The organism is Alloacidobacterium dinghuense (assembly GCF_014274465.1).
Taxonomy (GTDB): Bacteria; Acidobacteriota; Terriglobia; order Terriglobales; family Acidobacteriaceae; genus Alloacidobacterium; species Alloacidobacterium dinghuense.
Genome location: NZ_CP060394.1, coordinates 115710 through 134505, shown reverse-complemented (window position 1 = coordinate 134505; position 18796 = coordinate 115710). Strand labels below are relative to the sequence as shown.

Sequence of the window (18796 nt, the reverse complement as noted above, 5' to 3'; positions counted from 1 at the left end):
GACGAACCCGGGGCAGTAACGTTCACGCCGGAGGCAAGTGGGTTCAGTTTGTGGGGACTTGCGTTTGAGGCAGGGGAAAAAAAGCCCTCTCCCGATCGGGAGAGGGCTTTTGCAGTCGAACGTGTTTTAGTCGTCCAGGTCAGCTTTGGCAGGTGCCGGCTTGTGGAAGTCGCTCGGGGGGCGAACCGCCTTCTCGCCGGGATAGGGCCGCGTAAACCCGGTGGACATGTACCAGTTGAAATGATTGACAGTGTCCGGGTCTTCGGAGTCGGGCTTGGTCAGTTTGCCGGCGAAGATCTGCGTCTTCTTTTTGAGCCAGGCCGCCCTTAGGGTCTTGACCGCAGCGCTATCCGTTGTGTTGGCTGCTTTGGTTGCGTTTGCCGTAACGCCCTGGTTCAGCGGTACCTGGTTAGGCACGTGCGTCCACGGCTTGAAGTTGGCTGCGGACGGCGTGCCCTCGACAAAGGCCGTCCTCATGGGTGAGGCCACGAGGTCGAACTGGTTCATGGGCGGCAGACCGAGGATTTGTTCGATCGTCCGAGTCATGTTGACCTGCGTGTAGTAGGTGTGGTCGGTGGGTCCGTTCTGCACGGTGTATGGGCTGATGACATAGCCTGGGCTGCGGTGACCGTCGACGTGGTCGACGCCGTTCTGCGAGTCGTCTTCCTCGATGAAGATCGCCGACGAGGACCACACATTGCTGTGGCTGATGTAGTCGATAATGCGCCCAATCGCCAGGTCGTTATCCGCCTGCTCGGCGTCCGGGGTTGGCGGGCCCCCTGTGTGGTCACACATGACCCAGAGGACACTCAACGCGGGCACCGTACCGTTCGCGACGTCATTCTTGAAGTCCTGCACCCATAGATCGACGCGGAACTGGTCAGGAATGCCTAGGTCGAACTGCGGGAAGTTCGTAATGAGGTGGTCAGACACAGCCGGAACAGAGGACTGTGCCTGGACCGTGTTCTGATAGAACAGCGTCTTCTCAAGCCCCGCCTCGAACTTCTGTGAGTCTGCGTAAAACTGGCTCCAGCTCGGCTCGCTGGTTGACCCGCTCGGCTGTTTGAACGTATCGTTCTCGACGGCCTCGCCGTAGATCTTCACCGGCAGACCGCGGTCCGCCGCTTCCGAGAACAGGAAGCCTTTGTTCTGATAGGCAAGTGCATCGCCCATGTTCCCACCGGGATAGCTGCGGACCCAGTCGGGCGACTGTATGTCATCAGAGTAGGGCGCCATTGCCTCGGTGATCCACTGGTGACCGTCAGCCGACTGGCGGCTCGGGTCGTAGAAATTGTCGAGGAGCGGGAAGCGCTTCACCAGCTGGTGCACGTTCGGCGTATCCTTGCCGCCGAACACCGCCAGCGAGCTGTCGCCATCACCCTCGGCCACGTCGCCCAGGATCTGATCATAGGTGCGGTTTTCACGGACGATCAGGAACACGTGCTGGATCAGCGACGGATCGCCGATCTTGGCCGGGATTGCGACCGGGTTGGCATCCGGCCTGCCACCGGAGGCAGATTTGATATTTTCCGTCAGGTCCCAGTGGTTGTTCTCGAAAACCTGCTTTGTCCACGCCTCCAGCTTCTTGCTATTCGGCACGCGGACGATGCTGACTGTGCCATTGTCCTGGTGGGTATTGTAGTTGGTGACGCCGTAGTCAGTCTCGAACGAATTACGCGCCCCGATGCCCTTGTCGTTGGCAACGATGAGCACGTTATCGGCCTCGTCCAGCACGACCGAACTCGGAGCATAGGCTACCGGGATCATGCCCTTGACGGGATTCACGCCGGGGCTGAGGTCGACCACTCCGATCGCGTTGGCATTGTAAAGTGCGACATAGGCAATGCCGTTCTTGGCATCGACGGCGATCGAGTTCGGCGCGGCGCCGTAAGCTGATTTGCGTCTGCCGGGCAATTTGATCGGCAGCCCAAGGTCGATCGTCCGTATCACGTCGTTGGTGTCCGTGTCGATGACCGAGATGGTGTCGCTATAGGTATTGGCGACCAACAGGTCCTTTCCGTAGAACGCCATCCCGGTTGGGTGCAGACCGGTCGAGATGGTAGCGGTGACTTTCATCCTGGCCAGATTCACCACAGAAACGGTACCGCTGATCGCCGCGCCAACTTCCGGGTCGGCGACAATTTCCGTGCCCGCGGAGTTGATCTGGAAGTCCCCGTCCGTAGCGGCCCGGCCACCCTCGTTGCTGATGTAAGCGGTCGCGCCGTTGCTGCTGATCACGATGCTGTGCGGCGCGTTGCCGACGCGAATCTGCGTACCCTGCTTCGCTGCGCTGATGTCGATCTTGGTGAGCGTATCATTCTGGTTCAGCAGGGCATAGGCGCTCTTGCCATCCTTTGAGATTGCAATGCCGCCTGGATAAGCAGTGCTCGCCGAATATAAGGAGCCGCAGGGGTTGGCATAAGCTGCCGGAGGGCTGTTCGGAAAGCAGCTGATGAAGGAATTGTTCGGCGGAACGCTGACCTGGGCGTCGTCGCTCAGCAAGCCTTCCGCAGAAACCTTGGCGATGGCGACGTTGCTATCGTCCTGGCTGAACACCAGGTGCTTGCCATCCGCCGAATAGGCTATGCCGTTAAAGCTGCCGCTTGTATCCTTCCCGAACACGATGTAGTTCTGCAGGACATCGCCGGTATTGGTATCGAACACCTCGACGGCCCCGTTGCCATCGGAAGGAGACGTACCCATGGTGAGGACGGCAGCGGTGTGAGTCTTGACATTAGGGTTCAGCGCAACGGCCTTCGCGCGGACCCGGATGCCGAGGTCGACCTGTTGGCCGGCTGGCGTGATGACCTGGCCGCTGCTGACGACCCACGAGCCGTTCGGTTGCGGGCCGGCCGAGTATGTTGGAAACGGTACGGACTGAGCAGCGAGCGGAACACTCAGCCCTGTCGCCAGCAGGCCGGCGAGCGGACGCAGACGGTTGATCCGAGACTTGTTTCGAGACTTTTGTCGAGACGATTTAGGGGACATGGACCGTTCTCCTCTGTAGGTTTTTCTGGTTACACAACCGGGATCGACCGTGCGATATCGGGGTGAAGATACGACCAGCGCCCCTGGACATCGCGGTCACGAATCTTTGCAGACGATCTGTAATGGACTTATGACGATCAGCGCGGACGAACTACGCTGGAAGCGAGATTAGATTGCGCGCCGCACGGGAGCGTGACGGCAAGATTACAGTTTTGTCATCTGATTGCGAGGCAGGTATATGCAGGGTCGCTCGCACGCCATGGCCCGGTTGACCGGCTGTCTTTGCGCGTGGGCGTTGTCTTCGTGAATTTCCGGTGAGGTGGGCTGCTCAGTCTAATCACGATTGGGCGATACCCGCATCCAGTTCCGGCGCGTCGTCGACGAGCGCCCGTAGTGGCCCCAGCCAGGGTTCATAGCGTCGCCAGCGCCCGACGGACGTGCGAAAGATCGGCTGCCGTGCCTGCCACTTGCTGGGCGTATTCACAGCCCGCGGATTGCATTCGGGGCGCAGACACGCCTCGTGCCACGCCAGGCCGCAGGCCGCGATGATCCGCCGGATGACTGGTTCGGGCGCGCGGGTCAGCTCCTCGTAATCGACCTCGATGAAACGATCCGCCGGCAGCACGCTCCGCCAATGGTCTGTGAGCCGCTGGTAGTTGCGGAAATACGCGACCAGTTCGGCGCCTCCGGTCGGAAACGCCAGGCCCGGATGGAAATGCGTTTGATGGATCGACAGCGCCGTGTCGACTGCAGCGCGTCGGCAATGAATAATGGTTGCGCGCGGGAATGCCATGTGGATCAGCCCCGCCCAGAGGAAGTTGAACGGCATCTTGTCGGTCACTCGCGCCACCTTCGGTGCGATCGCGTGTAACAAGCCGAGATAGTCTGCCGCCGCCTTGGCCAGGAACGCCGTCTCGTTGACGGCAGCCCCAGAGCGGTGCCACGCCGCACCATGCTGGTTCCAGAAATGCAGTTCGCCGCAGGCCCCGGCCTCTGGATGGCTGGAGACGATCTGCTCGACGAGAGTTGTGCCGGATCGCGGCATGCCAACGATCAGCACCGGCGTCGCATCGCTGCTTCCGAGTTCAGGCGCCCGCGCGATCAACTCGGGTGTAAAGCGGGCAATCAGGCGGTCGATCTCGATCGAGAACGCCGCCGAGTCGAACGACACAAAGCCCCGGCGCACAGCATCTCCGGCGTCGAAATGCTGCATGGCCACGGCGTAGTCGCCAAGATCCTCCGCCGCCTTGCCAATGGCGAGGTGAAGCCGCAAGCGTTGCGCCGCTTCCAAACCTGGCGTGGCCAGGGCGTCTTGCATCCGTTGAAGCAGACCGTTGTCATCGCTCGTAACAGGGCGGCACCGGACCAGTTCGTAGTAGCTTCCCGCCAGCAGCGGCGCAATCGTGATCGCGCGTTGGAAGCATTCGCGGGCCTCGTCGAAACGGCCGAACTCAGTGAGCAGATTGCCCAGCAGGTCATGCGCCATGGGGTTCCTCGGATCGCGCGCCACCGTCTGTCGCAACACCTGTTCGGCCTCCTGATTGCGATCCTCGGTCAGCAGCGCGCGCGCCTTGCCAAGGCGGCCGAAGCTGGTCGTACCTCCGGTTGCCGCCGCGCGGCGGAAACAGCCGATCGCCTCATCGCGGTGGCCCAGCGTGTACACCAGGGCGCCGGCGCGGAACCACGCCTCGGTCAGCGACGGGCGCAGCGCAGTGGCGCGGTCGTATGCAACGATTGCCCCGCCAATGTCGCCCAGCTTCTCCAGGGCGATTCCCAGGCGGAAATAGGCATCGGTGTAGCGCGGGTTGCAGGCGACGGCCAGCTGTAATGCCGCGATGGCATCCGGCACGCGGCCAACCTCGAGACAGGCGAGGCCGAGATCGTGCTGGATGACGGGATTGAACGGCTCCAGCCGCGCTGCATCGCGTAATGGCGCAATCGCATCGGCTGGTCGGCCGGCCTCAAGCAACTTAGTGGCCAACGCAAGCAGAGGCGTCACCTGCTGCGGCGCGGATGTGTTTGGAGACTGGGACATGTCGCGAACCTAACGTGGAAGCTGTAGCGTGGCTATCAGAATCGCCAACGCAATTGTCATCCGAAGAATATTGTTCGCACCGTGAATTGCGCAATGCCTTCACTGCGGTTCTCAGCAAAAAGCTGCGATAGCCTGAACGTGAAGGAGGAACCTCGTATGAGCATCACCGCGGAGCCGCCTTCGCCGCAGACTCACACCACAGCGCGATATCGTCCGCAACGAGTAGGCCTGCCCGGGACAAGGTTGTTGGCTCGAAATATTGAAGAGCGATGGTTAGACAGGAATTCCCAATCCAAAGTAATTCCCAGCTCTTCCTGACCGCTCAAATCCGTCCTTTGGCGTCTTATGGCGCTTGCCCTCCGCCGCATCTGGAGCCAAGATTCTGGGTTTATACATGCGGGACAACGCTGCCATGAAACGAAAAAAAAACGCTGCCGAGACTGGGTTCACCCATCGACAGAATCAGGATGGCACAATTGATTCAATCTGCCTCCGTTGTTATCGCACTGTCTGTTCAGCAATGTCTGTAGACCGTCTCACAGATGGAGAGGGACAGCACAGGTGCAGCCTTAGCGACCTATACTCCTTGGGCTTAGAATCTGTAGACCGGAAGAATGACTACACCTGATGGGTATCGGGGAAAAGGTCTGGCGGAGAGAGAGGGATTCGAACCCTCGATAGAGCTTTTGACCCTATAACGGTTTAGCAAACCGCCGCCTTCGGCCACTCGGCCATCTCTCCGGGCTTCTTCGTTTCCGATTATATAGGAACCATTGCGCTTCAGGTCTGTGGGCAACCATTTTCCGCGTCGTGTTTTAGTACCATTCCGGCTTTCCCACCAAAATTGCCCTGCATCGTACCAGAAAGAAGGTCTGAGATGGCCTCGCACGATTTCAGTACGCGGAGGTATCCTTCATGATTCCCGAAACACGCAGCAACATTGGCAATGAGGTGGTCGTTGCCTACTTTTCAGACAACGCCAACGCACAGCGCGCGCTCGACGATCTGCTCGCCGAGGGCTTTGAACCGCGCCAGATGGGAGCTGCATTTCGCAATAGCACGGCACGTACGCGTGTTGCCGCAGCGCGTGAGATGGACGAGGTCGGCAGCAGAACAGTTCACAACCCGATCGAATCAGACACCGTCGGTTCAGGACCCGCTTCAGACACGCGCGCCGTCACACCCGCTGGCCTTTCCACCGGCTCGGGGAGCGTCATCAGCGGAGCAGGCCGTCCGGGACCCATTCCCGGCTCCGACATCCCGCACCACCAATCAACCACAGCAACCGGCAAAGCGCCAACAGTAGCAGACCCGCTTCCCGCGACCGGTGGCTTTCACGAAGCCCATGAGCACGACGAGGGCTGGTGGCAGAAGCTGAAACACTTCTTCTACGGCGAAGAGGCAAAAGAAGGCCGGAGCAAAGGAGTCGCCAGCGAAACCAGCATGAACTTCGGCACAGGCGAAGGCCATCTGGCGACATATCCAGACAACTACGAATACGCCTATTCAGGCTCGGCCTTTGAAAGCGCCTTTTCCGGAATGGGCGTCACGCAATCCAATGCGCGATCGTTGGTTGGATCGCTGCAGCAGGGCGGAGCCATCGTCTCTGTCGACGCAGCCGGACGTCTCGCCGATGCCGAGCGCATTCTTGAACGAAACAACGGCCGCATCCGTTACGAGGCGACTGCAGAAGCCGCCACGTGGAGCGACATTCCGGGCGAGCGAGTGCGCATCTTCGGTCGCCTTTCACGCACCTATCCCGGTTACCTTGCCGGATCCGACGCCTCAAGCCGAAAAGCATCCTGACGGGCAGTGAAAAGCGGCAGTTTCATGTATTCAATGAGCTGCCGCATTTTCTTCTAAATTTCCCCCGAATTTCTTTTAGAGTTCCTTTAGCGCCCTGATCACCGGGAGGAACCTGAAGTCAACGCTGTCATAAAACTGCCGGCGCCCAAGCCTCGTATGCGCCGCATGCGTCTCGTGCCGCTCATCGCCGCCACCTACTTCATGGTCTCCGGCGGCCCCTACGGCATTGAGGACATCCTCGGCGGAGCAGGCTACACAAAAGCGCTCCTTATCCTCCTGCTCTTCCCTTTTCTCTGGAGCTTTCCCACCGCGCTCATGTTGGGCGAACTCACCAGCGCCATCCCCGCCGAAGGCGGATTCTATGTCTGGGTACGCCGTGCCATGGGCCCGTTCTGGGGATATCAGGAAGCATGGCTCTCGCTCACGGCCAGCATTTTCGACATGGCCATCTACCCCACGCTCTTCGTTCTCTATCTCGGCAAGCTTTTCCCCGCATGGACCGCGGGATCGCGCGGCATAGCATGGGAAATAGCGCTGGTCGCCGCTTGCTGCCTGTGGAATCTCTGTGGAGCTCCCGCCGTCGGCGAAGGTTCTGTCACGCTCTTCATCCTGCTGCTCGCGCCCTTCGTCGTTCTTATCGTTCTCAGCTTCTTCCACGGACCGCACTGGCACAACCACATCGGTTCCTTCACCGGTGGCAGCATCAGCACCGCCGTCATCGTCGCGCTGTGGAACTACATGGGGTGGGACAACGCTTCCACTGTCGCAGGAGAAGTCGAGAACCCGCGCCGTAACTACCCGCTGGCCATGCTCGCCGCAGCCGCGCTGGTAGCTATCTCTTACGTCCTTCCCGTTGTCGCCATCGCCTATGCCGGAATACCCGTCAACCAATTCACCACCGGATCATGGACGGACACCGCGCGTTCTCTTGGCGGTCCGCTGCTCGCCGCAGCCGTAGTGCTCTGCGGCACGATCAGCGGCCTCGGCATGTTCAACGCGCTCGTCATGTCTTACACCCGCCTGCCCATGGTGCTCGCGCAGGATGGCATGCTCCCCGCATGGCTGGCCCTCAAAAACAAGCGCGGAGTCCCTTGGGCAGCCATCATCGTCTGTGGCATGTTCTGGGCCGCAGCCCTCGGCTTTCGCTTCGAAGAACTCATCTCGATCGACCTCATCCTCTACGGCAGCAGTCTCCTGCTCGAATTCATCGCCTTAGCCGTCCTGCGATTCAAAGAACCGGACCTCCCGCGTCCCTTCCGCGCCGGCAACCTCTTCATGGCCTGCACCCTCGGAATCCCACCGGCCCTGCTGATCGGCTACGTCATGTACTCCGCGCGTGACGAACGCATGGCGCACATGCCCGCGCTGCTCTTTGGATTTCTCATCGCCCTCGCCGGTCCCATCTTCTATTGGTTCTCCCGCAAACGCTGGGGCCACAAAACCATCACCGAATCCGCCCTCGCCCCAAGCGGCGATTGACGATCCTTAACGATTGCATCGATCGGCACAAAAAAGGGGTGCCCCATCCTGACGCAGTCAGGGTGGGAAAGCACGAACCCCACCCACGCCCCTCTCCGCGCAAAGCAGACAAAGCAACAATTGACCACCACAAACGCGCTTCAATAGACTTTCAAAAGAGAAATCCCAGCAAATGCCGTTCTGCCTGAATCTGCGCACTTCCATCGTCATCGCCACACTCTTCGCTTCGAGCCTGCTCCCGGCAGTTGCGCAACAACCATCCGCCAATCTACCGGCAAAGCAACAGCAGCCAAAACTGCAGCCGCGCGAAGAAAAGCCGCCCGCGCTCGTCGATCCCGCCGGCCCGACTGTGAGCCTCCAGACCAGTGAAGCGCTCTTCGATGTCGCCGTCGCCCTCAACGCCTGCGGCTATGACAACGGCCTCGCCGAATCCGACCCCGTCCGCGCCCGCATCCGCGACCAGGTCAACCAGGCCATGCAGCAGTCTGAAGCATCCCGCGACGCCCGCGACAAGCTCTGCGTCTACATCAGCCAGCATCGCCTCGGCGACGCCAGCCGTGACCTCGCGCAGTACGTCTCGCTCGCGCTCTATCTCACCCCGCCGCCCGAGCTCGCCCTCAGCGTCGATCAGGACGACATGCCCCCTGACTCAACCCAGGTCATCGACATGCTGCCCTTGCTGCACGCCTTCGTCGACGCCACCCAGCTTCACCTCATCTGGATCGCAAACCACACTGCGTATGAAGATGAAGTAGCCAAACTGCACGATCCGCTTACGCGTATGATCGTCACCACCAACGTCTACCTCAAGATGCCGGCCAGCACCTACAGCGGCAGCCGTTTCCTCGTCGTGCTTGAGCCGCTGCTCTCGCCCGCGGAAACCAACGCCCGCGTCTATGGCCCTGATTATGTCGTGGTCGCCTCGCCCGTGAACGGCGCCATCCACATGCAGGAAGCGCGTCACACGTATCTCCACTATGAGATCGAGCCGCTGCTCTACTCGCGCGCCAGCGCCATGGACCGCCTGCTGCCCATCCTCAAAGCCGTGCGCGACGCGCCTCTCGACTTCCAGTACCGCAGCGATGTCGTCTCGCTCGTCATCGAGTGCCTCATCCGCGCCATTGAAGCTCGCACCATGGACACCGACGTCGCCGAATACAAAATTCCCGACGATGTGCGCCGCAACGACCTCGAGCGCGAAACGCAAAAGCACAATGCATCGCTGCAGCAAATCGCCGCCGTCCGTCAGAAAGCAGTGAACCAGAGCATGGTCGCAGGCTTCGTCCTCACTCAATATTTCTACGACCAGCTCATTGCCTTCGAGCGCACGCCAGACAGCCTCAAGGAAGCCATCGGCCCCATGGTCTATGGCATGGACATCGACCAGCAGACCCACCGCGCCCGCGACATCCACTTCGCCGAAGAAGGCGACTCCGACGTCATCCGCCACGCCACCCGCACGCCGCACGGTCTCGATCTCGCCGAGATCAAATTGCACCAGGGCGACGCCGCCGGAGCGGAAAAGCTTGCCCAGCAAGCCTTAGCCGAGCACACGCCCGATCCTGGCCGCGCCGACTACATCCTCGCCCTCACCAGCGTCATGCAGGGGCGCATGGACGATGCCGAAAAGAGCTTCAACGAAACCCTCCGCCTCTCCAAAGACCCACGCATTCTCGCCTGGTCGCACATCTACCTCGGCCGCATTCACGACATCCGTGAAGAGCGCGACGAAGCCCTGGTCGAATACAAAACCGCGCTCACCGTTCGCGACGGCCAGCCCGACACCAAAGCCGCCGCCGAAAAAGGCATCAAGCAGCCCTTCGAGCCGCCGCACAGCGCCAGGCAAGATCAGGACGACAACAGCGATGACGACAACACGTCATCCGCCAAGCCGCAAACACAACAACAGACAACGCCCCAGACACAGAAACAGGCAAACACGCCTCATCCATAACCACCTCTACACTCGGATCGAGGCCACGCGAACAGCAGCAGCCATCGATCCGGAAGTGCCTGCGCCCCCATCGATAACAAATCAAAGTCTTCATTTACTCTGAATTCATGCCCGCAATTGCGTACCTGGAATGCTCCCGCTGCCAAAATCAAATCTCAGCCAACAAATACGAGACCGTTTGCCCCAAATGTGCAGGAGCGCTCTACGTCCGCTATGACACGGAAGCTCTGAAGAAGACCGCCACTCGCCCCGAGCCCGGCGGCTCGCAAAGCATGTGGCGCTACGCCAGCGTCCTGCCCGACGTGAGTCCAGTGACGCTCGGCGAAGGTTGGACCCCGATACTCCCCAGCCGCCGCAACCCAAACATCTTCCTCAAAGAAGAAGCCACCAACCCCACCGGCACCTTCAAAGCGCGCGGCATGTCCATGGCCGTCTCCATGGCCCGACACTACGGCCTCAAAAAACTGGCCGCACCTTCCGCCGGGAACGCCGCCGGCGCACTCGCCGCCTACGCCGCAGCCGCCGGAATCGAAGCCCACATCTTCATGCCCAAAGACGTGCCCTTCGCCAACTACCTCGAAGGCGTCGCCTATGGAGCCAACGTAACCCTGGTCGACGGCCTCATCTCCGACTGCGCCCGCATCGTCAACGAGCGCAAAGAAAAGGAAGGCTGGTTCGACATCTCCACCCTCAAAGAACCCTTCCGCGTCGAAGGCAAAAAAACGATGGGTTATGAACTCGTCGAACAATTGAACTGGACCTACCCCGACGCCGTCTTCTATCCCACCGGCGGAGGCGTCGGCCTCATCGGCATGTGGAAAGCTTTCGAGGAAATGGAACAACTCGGCTGGGTCACCGGAAAACGGCCGAAGATGATCGCCATCCAGGCCAGCGGCTGCGCGCCCGTTGCGAAGGCATACAAGGAAGGCGCCAACACCTCGCAGATGTTCGAAAACGCCTCCACCTTCGCCGCCGGCCTGCGCGTCCCCAAGCCCTACGGCGACTACATCATCCTCGACATCGTCCGCCAGTCCGGGGGCACCGTCGTCGACATCCCCGACGAAACAATCCTGGATTCACTCCTGGACTGGTCCCGCGACGAAGGCCTCCTGCTCTCACCCGAAGGAGCAGCCGCCACCGCCGCCTACGACCACCTCATCGAAAACGGCTTCCTCAAGCCCCGCGACAAGGTCGTCATCTTCAACACCGGAGCTGGCCTCAAATATGTGGACATGATCGCCGAAGCCATGGGAGTAACCCGCCCCAACAGCACCAAACTCCCCGAGCGCGTCCCCGTAGGAGGCATCATCACCCCGCAGTAAACCGATGTCATCCTGACGCTGACCCTGAGTAATAACGAAGGGGAAGGTGAAGGATCTGCTTTTTCTAAGCAGTAGCACGAAAAAGGGTGCCCCATCCTATCGCGTAGTTGGTGATAGGGTGGGAAAGCAAGGATTCCAGCCCAGACTTGAAAATTGAGCACTTCACCTGGTGGCAAACCCCGGAGTTCGCCACCCAGAAAAAGCAGCACATGGGGTTCGACTATTTCTTCAACTCACCAATCAACCGAGTAAAGTCCATAAAATTCACCCCCTCGACAATCTTCCCATCCTCGCAGCGAAGAAACGACGCCCCAACCAGCGTCAGCGCTTTCTTAGTCGGCGCATAACCCAGACCATCCCCAAGATGGGTCATCGTCGCCGTCCAGCGAACAGCAACTCGATCGCCCTCTTCGATCAGGTCATCCAGATCGACGTGCAGATCGGGAAACGTCTGGACCATAACGCGATAAAACTTCTTGAATTCCTCCGGTCCCCGAATGACGGAGTCAGGCTCAGGCAAACCGCGCGCTTCCCTGCCCTCCGCAAACATCTCCGAAATCGCTTCCTCACGCTTCTTGTTCCAGACCTCTTCAAACCACCGCCGAGCCAAACCCTTCGCATCTTCCGCCATAAAAAATCTCCGCCGAGGAGCTTAGCACGCAAGCCCGACTTCCGCGATGAATCTTCGATCCCTGGCTGAAATTTATTCACTGCAAAACCACGATCAGAAGGTTGTCATCCTGAGCGTAGCGAAGGACCTGCTGTTCCCCACCGATATCCCGCCAAGTCTCGTTATCCTAGAAGTGCGGTTGGATGGAACGAGGTCGAAGCTCGTCGCAAACTTTCTGGAGGAACCCAAGAGAGCAAATGCTTTACCCGATTTCCGTACCAATCCCCAATTCGGCAGAAGATCTGTGCGGGTACATCAATAGCTATGGTGAAGTGGCAATTCCGCCTTCGTATTTAGGGTGCGCTCATTTTTTTGAGGGAGTAGCAGCAGTTGTTGATGGAGAAGGCAGAAGCGGATTTATCGATCGTTGGGGGCGGGTGGAGATTCCCTTTCGCTTTGAAGGTCTGTCCAGATTTCACAACGGCATTTGCGCGATCAATGGCGGGTATATAAACCATGGCGGCGACTGGTTGATCGAGCCGCAATTTCTAGTTGCTAGTGAGTTCTCAGAAGGTCTCGCGTTTGTATCAAGAGATGGCGAAAATTTTGGTTTTATTGATTTAACAGGAAATTTTGTGATCCCTCCAGAGTTTCGGCCATGCCGTCGTTTCTGGGAAGGGTTGGCAGCTGTTTGTATCGATGACCGCTGGGGCTATATCGATACCGTTGGAAGATTAAGAATCCCGGCCGTGTTTGAGGGTAAGCGAGCAACCGGGTTTAGCAACGGCATGGCGGGCGTTCAAATGGATGGACGTTGGGGATTCATCAACCGTGAAGGTATCTTCGTTGTGAAGCCTGAGTATGAAGACGCGAGGCCTTTTGTTGAGGGGCGCGCTTGTGTTCAACAAGGTGGGAGATGGGGCCTTATCGATACTGATGGCAGGCAGGTTGTCGAGTGCAGATTCGACAAACTTGATCGGCTCGATGGAGGAATGGCGCCAGCGAACACCGATGGTAAAGCGGGTTTCATATCCCCCGAAGGGCGCTGGCTGATTGAGCCAACCTTCGACAGATGTTTCCGATTTTTCGGCGATCTGGCAATTGTGCGTCGAGGAAAAACCTATAGCTACATACGTCGAGATGGAGCGGTGGTGTGGACCTCAGAGGTGGGTGCTCTGGTCCAACACCCTCCCGCGCCATTTTTTGTATAGCCATTCCAGTTTTCGCTGATATCACAGAAGAGCACGCTGCTCCGCAGCGCGATGAGGCAGCGCACCCATTCAAGCCTCTTTTGGCTTGAGCGGGGCGGTTCCACCGCGCTATTCTCCCGCCCAGGAGGCACCAATGAAACTCGGCTACGTCATCAAATTCGTCGGCGACATGGATCGCGCCGTGAAGTTCTACCGCGACACCCTGGGTCTGCCCCTGAAATTCCAATCCCCCGGCTGGAGTGAATTCGCCACAGGCGAAACCACGCTCGGACTGCATCCGGCATCCGAGAAGAACCCTCCTGGATCGGTGGAACTGGGCTTCGGCACGCCCGACCTCGAAAAGTTCTACGAAGAGATGCGCGCCAAAGGAGTGCAGTTCAGCATGCCGCCCACAAAACAGGACTTCGGCGGCACACTCGCCCAGTTCATCGATTCCGAAGGCGGACACTGCAGCGTCGGCGAAGGATAACGCGTCCCAAACTTGAATGTTAGGCGCCACCACACTGAACCTTCCCCCTCGATTCTCAGAATACCTGCGCGCGACACAATAAATTCATACAGCCATAACTTTCGCTTGCATCTAGTCGCATAGCCTGATTGCGCATTCGGTTCGTCGCTCAAAATCCCACCCCCTTCACCACAAATCTGGAGGTCGTATGAAACAGTGCATCCCTCTCACGTCGGCACTTCTGCTTGCCGCTTCCATCATTCCAGCCTCAGCCCAATCTCCCAAGGTGGAGAAGGGTTATTCCATCAGCGTCTTCGCAAAGGGCGTTAAAGGCAAATACACCGCGCCCGACTCCATCGCAATTCTTCGCGATCACATCTTCATCGGCTACGGAGATGGTAACGACCCCACCGGCGCCGACGGTAAATCAAACCAGATCATCGAGTACACCAAAGACGGCCGCATCGTTCATATCTATACCGTCGTCGGCCACAATGACGGTCTGAAGGTCGATCCCTATACCGGAAAGCTCTGGGCCATGCAGAACGAGGACGCCAACCCGAACCTCGTCATCATCGACCCCGAAACACAGGAACAGAAGCTTTACACTTTCGCTGCGCCTCCGACTGCAGGCGGTGGATACGATGACATCACCTTCCGCAACGGCGAGGCTTACTTCAGCGCCTCGAATCCGGCCCACAATCCGAATACCTTTCCAGCCATCGTGAAGGCCAAAATCACCGGCAGCACCATCGATGTCACGCCGGTACTTGAGGGCGATGCAACCGCAACAGACGTAGTCACCGGCGACCCGGTAAAGCTCAATCTTCAGGACCCGGATTCAATGACCCTGACCCCTGGAAACGACCTTCTCCTCGACAGTCAGGGAGACTCCGAGCTGGTCCTCGTCCACAGACCCGGAAAAGACAATCAGAGCGCATTTCTCATTCCCCTCAGCTCGCCATTTGGCACTCCGCAGGCCGATGACACTCTATTCATCCCCTCCGATGATGGCTTCATCCTGGTAAGCGACACCCCGGCGAACATCGTCTACAAGATTCGCAAATCTGAATTCGCTCCCGGCACGCCATACACGGCTGCAGTAGGTGCTCCAGACGCCTCGGGCGCAACCGTAGGCTTTGTCGGAATCCTCGATCTCAACTTCGGCGGGCTGACCCCCATTGTTAGCGGACTGCAAAGCCCCCACGGAATGGGCTTCGTGAAAACCCGCAGCGACGAAAGAGAAGAGCGCGAAGAAGAGTGCGAAGACCGGCACGACCACGATGACCGCTAAACATCCCTGATCCGACATACCGCCTGCCATCCTGCCCCCTCTTAAGGGGCAGGATGAGCGGATGTCGGCATGCATAGCCTTCCGCTGGACTGATCCCAGAGAATGCCTTGTCAAGCGAAAAAACTGCTTGGATTTCCCTAACCAACTCATTCCAAAGAGGAAAATCCGCCCTTCAATTTGGCGTGTTTCCTGTGCCAGCCAGCTATAATAGAAATAGAAGCCAAGAAAGACCCGCCTTTGTCTGGGCGGGCTTTCCTATTTCGCCAGCAACTATTTAAGAATCAGATAAATACGCACAAACCAAGTGAATTCAAATAGATAGCGCCATCTCCAATAATCCCGTTTATTTCCATGAATTTACGGATGGGGGTAGGTGTGCCAGCTCCGGAATCTGCACAGAGGATCGGGCTCAAGCCATGTATCATGGCCACCATGCGCGAGCCAGCCTTTCTTATCTGCTCCTGTCTCTTAGCCCTTACCGCGACCGCCCAGCAGACCCATAAATGGGCAGTAGTCCTCCACGGAGGGGCAGGCGTCATCGAGCGCAAGAACATGGACCCGAAGACTGAGGCCGCCTACCGCGCAGATCTCGAAACAGCAATTCAGAAAGCCGCCGACACGCTCGACAAGGGTGGTTCAGCACTCGACGCGATCGAAGCAGCCATCCGCTACATGGAAGATGACCCGCTCTTCAACGCAGGTCGCGGAGCAGTCTTCAGCGCAGCCGGAAAGAACGAACTCGACGCCGCCATCATGGATGGGTCGAACCTCAAGGCCGGAGCCGTCGCCGATGTCACCCACACGCGCCACCCCATCACGCTCGCCCGCACCGTGATGGAAAAGTCGAAGCACGTCATGCTCATCGGCTCCCCCGCCGACGAATTCGCAGCCTCAAATGGCCTGGAGATGGTCGATCCCAGCTTCTTCTTCACCGAGCGCCGCTGGCAACAACTGGTCGAGGAACTGAAAAAAGAGGGCAAGCCGATCCCCCCACGACCTGCCGGAGCGCCGCCCGCCGCAATTGGAAAACCCAGCGCCGACCTGATGTTCCCCGTCGAATCGCCTGATGCCCACAAGTTCGGCACCGTCGGCGTCGTCGCCCTCGACAAGCAAGGCAATATCGCCGCCGGAACTTCAACCGGAGGCCTGACCGCCAAGATGTGGGGACGCGTCGGCGACTCGCCCATCATCGGTGCCGGAACCTACGCCGACAACAGCTCCTGCGCCGTCTCCGGCACGGGAACCGGCGAATACTTCATCCGCCTCACCGTCGCCCGGACCATCTGCGCCCTGGTCCAGTACAAAGGCATGGGTCTTCAGGAAGCCGCCGACGATGTCATCCAGCACCAACTTACTGATCTGAAGGGAGACGGCGGCATCATCGCCATCGACACCAAAGGCGACATGGTCTGGAGCTTCAACTCCCCCGGCATGTACCGCGCTCGCATCTCCGAAGGCGGAAAAGCTGAGATTGGCATGTACAAAGACGAAAAGTAACGAAAAGACAACAGGGATCAAGCGAACGCCTGATCCTTTGTCCACAGGGCGAGGCCGATTTGAATCATCAGGACGAGAATTTCTACCAATTAATGGAGGACGGACCCCGAAAATCTATGAAAAAAAATGTTGACCTTCTGGTACATCGGATTTAACTTCAAAAGTGCTGATTCGATGAAGAAGTGTTGGAAGTGATGCTCTAACTCAGTTTCGTACTCTGCCGTAATCTTTTTCATCCCAGATCCAAGCAGTTGTTTTGGTTTTGGCCCTCGGGGCGGCTTAATGTGTCATGTCGCCACGCGGGAGAAGGCGTTTGCGCCTGAAACTCAGCAGATTTTGTTGTAAACGTGGAGTGGAAACGATACCGCTCCACAAAAAAGCTGAAAAATTAGGTTAAAAAAATTGATCTAAGTCGCAGGTGGTTGCGTCTTAAGAGATGAGATTCCTAAGGAAAGCGGAACGAAATCAACCCTAATTCAGGGCGTTTCGATGACCGACGATCTACGGCCGGATTTATGAGCGCGAAGGATCGTGGAACTGTTTATGAATGAAGGAGAAATACAATGCGTTCTGATCTGATTTATGGGGCATTGACCCACGTTTCCAATCGCTACCAGCTGTGTCAGCTGGCTTCCAAAGCGACCCGTAAGCTGCACAAGCCGAATACGCGTGTGCAGGACACTACGAATGAAGTTATGGCTCGCTTCCGTTACCAGAACCCGGTAGCGGTCACCCCCATCGTTGAAGAGAAGGCAAAGGTTCAGCAGCAGCGCCGCGCAGCGTAAGCCGCGGCCTGCTGTGCAGGCCCTCCCCTCAGTAAAAACTGAAACATTCTGCCATACCAGAGATTCCTTCCATTCAAGAACGGCCTCCCTAAACAACCTACCCACCGCAGGTGACAATGACCATCTCCGAACTAAAAGAAAAAAACATCACAGAACTGAGCAAAATTGCCCGCCAGCTCGAAATTCCAGGCGCGAGCGGACTCCGCAAGCAAGACCTTATCTTCAAGATTCTACAGGCCCAAAGCGAAAAAGAGGGCCACATCTTTGCCGAGGGCGTATTGGAAATTCTGCCTGACGGCTACGGCTTCCTGCGCTCACCGGATTACAACTATCTGCCCGGTCCAGACGACATTTACGTTTCGCCATCCCAGATTCGCAAGTTCGACCTGAAGACTGGCGACACGATCAGCGGCAATGTGCGTCCGCCGCACGAGGGTGAAAAGTATTTTGCCCTGGTCAAAATCGAGGCGATTAACTTTGAGTCGCCGGAAGAGACGCGCAACAAGATCCTTTTTGACAACCTCACACCGCTGTATCCGCAGGAGCGCCTCAAAAGCGAGACCGTGCGTGACAACATCAGCGGGCGCGTGATGGATCTGCTCACTCCGGTTGGCAAGGGGCAGCGTGGATTGATCGTCGCTCCGCCGCGCACCGGCAAGACGATGCTGCTGCAGGCGATCGCCAACTCGATCACCTCGAACCATCCTGAGGTCGTCCTCATCGTCCTGCTGATCGATGAGCGTCCGGAAGAAGTGACGGACATGCAGCGCTCGGTAAAGGGTGAAGTGATCAGCTCGACATTCGATGAGCCGGCTGCTCGCCACGTCCAAGTGGCGGAAATGGTGATCGAAAAGGCGAAGCGCCTGGTCGAACACAAGCGCGATGTGGTGATCCTCCTCGACTCAATTACCCGTCTGGCGCGTGCTTACAACACGATCGTTCCTCCGTCGGGCAAGGTGCTCTCAGGCGGTGTTGATTCGAACGCCTTGCAGCGGCCGAAGCGCTTCTTTGGTGCGGCTCGCAACATTGAAGAAGGTGGCTCGCTCACGATCATTGCAACAGCCCTGGTTGACACTGGATCGCGCATGGACGAAGTGATCTTTGAAGAGTTCAAGGGCACCGGCAACATGGAAATCATCCTTGACCGCAAGCTGGTCGATAAGCGCGTCTTCCCGGCGATTGACATTCAGCGCTCGGGCACGCGTAAGGAAGAGCTGCTGATTCCCAAAGAGGATCTGAGCCGCATCTGGGTGCTGCGCAAGGTGCTCAATCCGTTGTCTCCGGTTGAGGCCATGGAGTTGCTCGTCGACAAGCTGGGGAAAACTCGGAACAACGCAGAGTTCCTCCTGAATATGAACTCGCTATAA

Annotated in this window: 13 protein-coding genes and 1 tRNA gene; 10 read left to right on the top strand and 4 right to left on the bottom strand. The window is 58.3% G+C overall.

Annotated features, from left to right (window positions below; translation table 11 throughout):
• Positions 1–126: 126 nt before the first annotated feature.
• The 3 genes from H7849_RS00555 to H7849_RS00545 all read right to left on the bottom strand — a co-directional run bounded on the left by H7849_RS00555 (position 127) and on the right by H7849_RS00545 (position 5764).
• Positions 127–2988: a bifunctional YncE family protein/alkaline phosphatase family protein gene (locus H7849_RS00555; protein WP_186743510.1), complete on the bottom strand. Its 2862-nt coding sequence runs from the start codon at positions 2986–2988 to the stop codon at positions 127–129.
• Positions 2989–3325: 337 nt separating this feature from the next.
• Entirely contained in the window at positions 3326–4969 is a 1644-nt protein-coding gene (locus tag H7849_RS00550) for a tetratricopeptide repeat-containing sulfotransferase family protein (protein ID WP_186743509.1), read from the bottom strand.
• Between the two features lie 702 nt (positions 4970–5671).
• Positions 5672–5764: transfer RNA gene (locus H7849_RS00545), tRNA-Ser, on the bottom strand.
• Between the two features lie 174 nt (positions 5765–5938).
• Here H7849_RS00545 and H7849_RS00540 point away from each other — a divergent pair.
• The 4 genes from H7849_RS00540 (at position 5939) to H7849_RS00525 (ending at position 11584) form a co-directional block, all read left to right on the top strand.
• Positions 5939–6829, top strand: coding sequence for a hypothetical protein (locus H7849_RS00540; RefSeq protein WP_186743508.1), 891 nt, complete (start codon positions 5939–5941; stop codon positions 6827–6829).
• Between the two features lie 156 nt (positions 6830–6985).
• On the top strand, positions 6986–8308 hold the full coding sequence (locus tag H7849_RS00535) for an APC family permease (RefSeq protein WP_251106515.1): 1323 nt from the start codon (positions 6986–6988) through the stop codon (positions 8306–8308).
• 172 nt (positions 8309–8480) lie between these two features.
• On the top strand, positions 8481–10262 hold the full coding sequence (locus H7849_RS00530) for a tetratricopeptide repeat protein (protein ID WP_186743507.1): 1782 nt from the start codon (positions 8481–8483) through the stop codon (positions 10260–10262).
• Positions 10263–10369: 107 nt separating this feature from the next.
• Entirely contained in the window at positions 10370–11584 is a 1215-nt protein-coding gene (locus H7849_RS00525; RefSeq protein WP_186743506.1) for a threonine synthase, read from the top strand.
• Positions 11585–11804: 220 nt separating this feature from the next.
• Here the strand turns inward: H7849_RS00525 and H7849_RS00520 are convergent, their stop codons facing one another.
• Positions 11805–12215, bottom strand: a complete 411-nt coding sequence (locus H7849_RS00520) for an ester cyclase (RefSeq protein ID WP_186743505.1) — start codon at positions 12213–12215, stop codon at positions 11805–11807.
• Positions 12216–12451: 236 nt separating this feature from the next.
• Between H7849_RS00520 and H7849_RS00515 the strand changes: the two genes are divergently transcribed.
• The 6 genes from H7849_RS00515 to rho all read left to right on the top strand — a co-directional run bounded on the left by H7849_RS00515 (position 12452) and on the right by rho (position 18796).
• On the top strand, positions 12452–13405 hold the full coding sequence (locus H7849_RS00515; RefSeq protein WP_186743504.1) for a WG repeat-containing protein: 954 nt from the start codon (positions 12452–12454) through the stop codon (positions 13403–13405).
• Between the two features lie 133 nt (positions 13406–13538).
• Complete coding sequence (locus H7849_RS00510; protein ID WP_186743503.1) at positions 13539–13874, top strand: VOC family protein; 336 nt, start codon at positions 13539–13541, stop codon at positions 13872–13874.
• Positions 13875–14061: 187 nt separating this feature from the next.
• Positions 14062–15147: a hypothetical protein gene (locus H7849_RS00505; protein ID WP_186743502.1), complete on the top strand. Its 1086-nt coding sequence runs from the start codon at positions 14062–14064 to the stop codon at positions 15145–15147.
• 423 nt (positions 15148–15570) lie between these two features.
• Positions 15571–16644 (top strand): isoaspartyl peptidase/L-asparaginase family protein, encoded by a 1074-nt coding sequence (locus H7849_RS00500; protein WP_222439746.1) that lies wholly within the window; start codon positions 15571–15573, stop codon positions 16642–16644.
• 563 nt (positions 16645–17207) lie between these two features.
• Positions 17208–17429, top strand: a complete 222-nt coding sequence (locus H7849_RS00495; RefSeq protein WP_186743501.1) for a DNA-directed RNA polymerase subunit omega — start codon at positions 17208–17210, stop codon at positions 17427–17429.
• A 116-nt stretch (positions 17430–17545) separates the two neighbouring features.
• Complete coding sequence (gene rho, locus H7849_RS00490) at positions 17546–18796, top strand: transcription termination factor Rho (protein WP_186743500.1); 1251 nt, start codon at positions 17546–17548, stop codon at positions 18794–18796.